Genomic DNA, 3,232 nt, shown 5'->3' on the forward strand with positions numbered 1-3,232 from the left:
AAAATATTTCCCGTTCCCGACTGTTCCACATAGACATTGTATTTCCGTACATACATGATGTCGTTGGTCGCATCGATCTGGATACGGTAATAGATGCCGCAGCAGTTGCTGTCCGGTTCGAGAATATGGATTTTGTCTTTCGGTGTCAGAACCACACACCCCTTCTGCATCAGATAGAGATTCTTGTTTTTGAAATCTCCCTCTTTCTGCTCGATCTCCTCGAACGTTTTGATATCCGGACAGGCGATCGTCGTACTTTTGATACGATCCGCCTGCACAGCGACAGCCAGCGACATTGCCGTCAAAAATACCATCCATCGTTTCATCTGACATCCTTTTTTCTCTATTTTAGCATGAAGTTCCCGAACCCTTCTTAATTCAATGAAAGCCCGCAAAGCGGGCATCCAAAACTTTTCACTTTTAGTTTTTAGTTTTTCACTATTCAGATAAACGCCGCGCTCATGTATCCGACCACCTGGCTTTCGTCGCCGCTGGCGTCGGCACTCGTGCGATAGTCGAGCAGCAGCGGTTCGAGGTTCAGGTTTTTCGCGGCGATCAACATCGCTTCGACGCCGATTTTTCCGCACGCTTCGCACCCTCTGTGCAGTTCGGAAGGATCGAGCTTGCTGACGGCGTCCAGGCAGATGGAATCGAGTGCTTTGGCTTTTTCGATATCGTAGTAGTGGCTCAGATCGGTACTGATGACGACACCTGAATCGGAATCGTTCAGTGCCCACTCGATTACCGGCGCCAGATTCTTCGGATTTTCGTCGCCGTAGACCAGCTCTACGACCCGCGATTCGGGCAGATAGGTTTTGATAAAGGGCATCTGTACTTCGGTACTGTGCTCGTAATGGGCATCGGGCATGAAGCCCAGACCGAATTTACTGATCAGTTCCGTCGCAAAATTGCGATCAACCGGCAGATCTCCCAGAGGCGTTTCGTACAGATCGTATTCACTGACACTGGTTCCCTGCAGATAGACCCGATGGCTCGGCCCGATTACGACGACCCGCTTCACTCCGCTGTTTCCCAGGAGACGATGCGCCACGTTGGCCGTGAAACCGCTGTAGACATACCCCGCATGCGGCACGATGACGGCACGGGTTTTCGTCTTCAACAGATCGGGATTTTTGAGATGCCCTTCCAATACCTTGTTGAAATGGTCGAACATCATCTTGATCTCTTCCGGTGACGCCGGATAGAACTGCCCGGCCACCGCCGCTTTGCGTACTGTCATATCACCCTCCTTTTTCTATATTCTATATGGTAGCCCGCGTAGCGGGCATCCCCCAACTTTTCACTATTTCCATATTCCCTCGATCTTGCGACCGCATTTGGGGCACTTGCCGTCGACCAGCTTGTTCACCGTTACATTATATCCCGTCCGGTCGATCAGCAGCTCGCCGCAGTCGGGACAGTGGGTGTCGCCGTGCACCGGCACGTTGCCCAGATAGACATACCAGAGCCCAGCTTCTTCGGCGATTTTCTTGGCGCGCATCAGTGTTTCGACACCGGTCCACTGGTGATCCTGCATCTTGTAATCGGGATGAAACGCACTCAGATGCCACGGAACATGCCGTCCCAGATCGTTGGCGATGAACGCCGCCATCTCCTTCAAATCTTTGTCGCTGTCGTTTTCTCCTTCGATCAAAAGGGTCGTCACCTCGACCCAGATGCCGGCATCCACCATGCGCCGCAGGGTATCCTTGACAGCTTCCAGCCCTCCTTTGAGCACCTTCTTGTAGTACCCTTCGTCCCAGGATTTGAGGTCGATATTGGCGGCATCCAGCCAATCTTTCATATCTTCGATCATCTCCGGGCTTTCGAAGCCGTTGGAGACGAAGATATTCTTGAGCCCTTTCTCCTTCGCGATAACCCCGATATCTTTGGCGTAGGGGTAGAAGATGGTCGGTTCGTTGTAGGTGTAGGCGATCGATTTCGCTCCGTACTCCTGGGCCAGATCGACCATCTTTTCCGGGCTCACGTAGATCTCTTCGTTGACCTTCGTCTCCTGTGAAATCTGCCAGTTTTGGCAGAAGGGACACTTGAAGTTGCATCCCACTGTGCCGAACGACAGCGCCGTTTCACCCGGCAGCATATGGTAGATCGGTTTTTTTTCGATGGGGTCGACGTTCAGTGCGCTGGGATGGCCGTATACCAGCGTTTTCAGTTCGCCATCGACATTTTTGTTGACCCCGCAGATGCCCACTTGCCCCTCTTTCATCTTGCAGTAGTGGCGGCATAGCAGACAGACGATTCTGCTCTTTTCGGGTTCGCGTTTGTAATATTGCACCTTAAAGCTCCTTGCTGAAGTTTCTTTATAAAACCTCACTCAATCTTTAGTCATTCTAACTCTTTTTAAGAGAAATGTCAAGAAAATTTTAAGGGAAAAGGTGAGATGCTCACTGCGTTCGCCTGGTGAGAGTGTGGGATCGCCACTTCGCGGCTGGCGAGAGGGTAAGAGCGTAAAATCGTTGCCACCCTCTTACCCACTCACCTCCACCCTCTGATATAATTTCCATATGCAAAACGACATTCTCTCCAACGAAACCATCGAAGCCGCCAAAGCGGCATTGCAACACGCCGATGCACTGCTGATCACCGCAGGCGCAGGGATGGGGGTGGACTCGGGCCTCCCGGATTTCCGGGGCAATGCAGGGTTCTGGCGTGCCTATCCGGTCGCGAAAAAATTGGGGCTCAGCTTTGTCGAGCTCGCCAATCCCCACTGGTTCGAAGCCGATCCTGCACTGGCGTGGGCCTTCTACGGTCACAGGCTCCATCTCTACCGCGACACGGTGCCGCATCCCGGTTTTTCAATGTTGCTGGATGCTGCGAAGCAAAAAGAGGAGTGGTTCGTCTTCACATCCAATGTGGACGGGCAGTTTCAAAAAGCGGGATTTGATGAAGAGAAAATCGTCGAGTGCCACGGCTCCATCCACCACCTCCAGTGCACCAGCTGCGACGCCGGCATCTGGAGCGCCGAGGGGATCGAAGTGCCCATCGACATGGAAAAGTTCCGGGCACTGAAGTGGCCCCACTGCGAGCGCTGCGGCGCCACCGCACGCCCCAACATCCTGATGTTCGGCGACTGGGGATGGGACAGCCGACGCACAAGTGATCAGGAAGAGTGCTTTGAGGACTTCCTTCAGCGCTGCATCGTCAAGCGTCTGAACCTCGTTATCGTCGAGATCGGCGCCGGCACCGCCGTCCCGACGGTACGCCTTACCGG

At 53.3% G+C, this 3,232-nt stretch carries 4 protein-coding genes; 1 reads left to right on the top strand and 3 read right to left on the bottom strand.

Features of this window, described 5'->3' with window-relative positions:
• The 3 genes from Q1K24_RS09635 to amrS form a co-directional block, all read right to left on the bottom strand.
• A partial coding sequence (locus Q1K24_RS09635; RefSeq protein ID WP_300369480.1) for a hypothetical protein occupies positions 1–326 on the bottom strand: 326 nt, incomplete at its 3' end.
• A gap of 116 nt (positions 327–442) precedes the next feature.
• Positions 443–1,240, bottom strand: coding sequence for an AmmeMemoRadiSam system protein B (gene amrB / locus Q1K24_RS09640; RefSeq protein ID WP_300369483.1), 798 nt, complete (start codon positions 1,238–1,240; stop codon positions 443–445).
• Positions 1,241–1,303: 63 nt separating this feature from the next.
• On the bottom strand, positions 1,304–2,296 hold the full coding sequence (gene amrS / locus Q1K24_RS09645; RefSeq protein WP_300369486.1) for an AmmeMemoRadiSam system radical SAM enzyme: 993 nt from the start codon (positions 2,294–2,296) through the stop codon (positions 1,304–1,306).
• Positions 2,297–2,525: 229 nt separating this feature from the next.
• On the opposite strand from amrS, the gene Q1K24_RS09650 reads away from it, so the two are divergent.
• A partial coding sequence (locus tag Q1K24_RS09650; RefSeq protein ID WP_300369489.1) for a Sir2 family NAD-dependent protein deacetylase occupies positions 2,526–3,232 on the top strand: 707 nt, incomplete at its 3' end.

Source organism: Hydrogenimonas sp. (genome assembly GCF_029932565.1).
GTDB lineage: Bacteria > Campylobacterota > Campylobacteria > Campylobacterales > Hydrogenimonadaceae > Hydrogenimonas.

Excerpts from the sequence above, each read along its gene's own strand:
- amrB (WP_300369483.1), bottom strand. The coding sequence starts at position 1,240 with ATGACAGTACGCAAAGCGGCGGTGGCCGGGCAGTTCTATCCGGCGTCA.